Origin of the sequence: Gilliamella sp. App2-1 (assembly GCF_001690255.1) — a bacterium.
Classification (GTDB): Bacteria; Pseudomonadota; Gammaproteobacteria; order Enterobacterales; family Orbaceae; genus Gilliamella; species Gilliamella apicola_G.
Genome location: NZ_LZGR01000038.1, coordinates 1 through 1,721, shown reverse-complemented (window position 1 = coordinate 1,721; position 1,721 = coordinate 1). Strand labels below are relative to the sequence as shown.

The window sequence follows — 1,721 nt, the reverse complement described above, 5'->3', positions numbered from 1 at the left end:
GAACGTCTTCGATTATTAACGCCTTGATTAAATTTTCCTTGGGAGTTACTCCAAGATAACCATGCTTCCTCTAATGAATTATAAGTATAAGATCCTTTTGGATTATTTATCATTTTTACTACAGTTGAACTCTTAAATCCTCCAATGCCAATATTAAAAGAAAAAGCAACTAAAGCATCAAATTCATATTGATGAAGTGTTATTTTTATATTTTCGGAAACAACCTTAATATAACCTTTTAAATTTAAATCATTAGAAAGCAATTTTTCTGCTGTAGCTTCATTTATACCATTTTTATATAGTTCAAACTCTTCAGAAGATTTGATCAAATGCCCAATACCAATAGTAGCTCCTTTAGTATAATTTGTAATAGTTTTACCTGTTTGATCATCATACGGCTTCAATCTTAATCCTTCCCATTTTTTTAGAAATGCAATTCCTTTTTTGCTAAATTTGATTTCTTTATAAGCGGCTAGCTGCATAATAGTAACAGGATGAATAAACCACGCCTTGCCATCAGCACTAAGGGTGGCTGATGGGGTGGTGTCTGCTGGGGTGGTTGTTGTGGTATCCGTTGTCTCGCCATTTTCTGGGGGCGTGTCGTTTTGTTGGTTTAGCTTGGCTAAGCCTTTAGCAACATCATCCCACCACAACATCTTTTTTATCTTCTCTTTGGTCTTTTCCCAAGCTGTTACTTGTTTTTCTAATGCTTCCATTTTGGCATAAGATTCAAACTGCGCTTTAGTCAACTTTTCCGATGGTGATTGTTGATAATCAGCAGGAAAACGGCTTATTTCTCGTCTTAGTGTTTCAAACCCTTTCGCTTCAGGGGAGTCCTTTGCTTTACCTACACGGCTTAAATATGCATCTAATTTTGCTTCGTCACCCGTTTGTAAATACGCTAATATATTTTTAGCATTTTCCGTCAGCTCGCTGTTTAACGCTTCCCATTTCGGCAGTTTGCCCTCAGCATCAATTTCACTATACCATTCGCTTTCGTAATTGACTAATAAGCGACTTAATGCCGTAAATAACATCGGTTTATCTGCAATACCTTTAAAACTTGCTTCTTTTATACTGGTATATCTATTTGTTTCAACAGGGTGTTGCTTATCAAGGATGGATAACGTTTCTTTTATTGTTGGTTTATATTGCGATAATGCATGGTTGTCTTTATTGCGTTTTAACGATTTGTCTGCGTCAAGGTAGATTTCTTTTAATGTGGCCGTTTCTTTTATTTGTGTAAAATCAAACCAATCCCAATAACAGACCCGCTTAGCACCTTCACCATTCACTAACACCCAACCACTTCTTTTGTCGGTTTTTATCATCAAGCACCCCGACTTTTAACCATCGGGATAATAGAGATTATCTTGTTTTTTAATCCCATATAGGATCAAATATTAAAGGTTCTGCACTGTCATTTTCACATTTAAGAAACTTAATATTCTTGCCATTCTTTTTTATTAAAACTCCTGCATTTTCAAGAGATGTATTTACTTCATAATGCCAAATATTTTTTTTAAAAACTAATGAATTTATTAAAACTTTCTGATCTGAAATTTCTTTCCGCAACTCTAATTCTATTTTGTTTTTATTACCATATCTGTATATTAGATCACCTTTATCAAAATAATTATAACAAATGGATAATTGCTTATTTCCTATTTGACAACCAAAGGCATCCATTTCAATTAGATTTTTATTATATGTACATAAAG

General features: G+C 33.7%; 2 protein-coding genes. Both read right to left on the bottom strand.

Annotated features, from left to right (window positions below; translation table 11 throughout):
- The coding region (locus A9G22_RS11530; RefSeq protein ID WP_075508460.1) for a lysozyme at window positions 1-1,331 on the bottom strand (1,331 nt) is incomplete at its 3' end.
- A 49-nt stretch (window positions 1,332-1,380) separates the two neighbouring features.
- Window positions 1,381-1,721, bottom strand: a 341-nt coding sequence (locus A9G22_RS11375; protein WP_176700232.1) for a hypothetical protein, incomplete at its 5' end; no start/stop codon positions are given.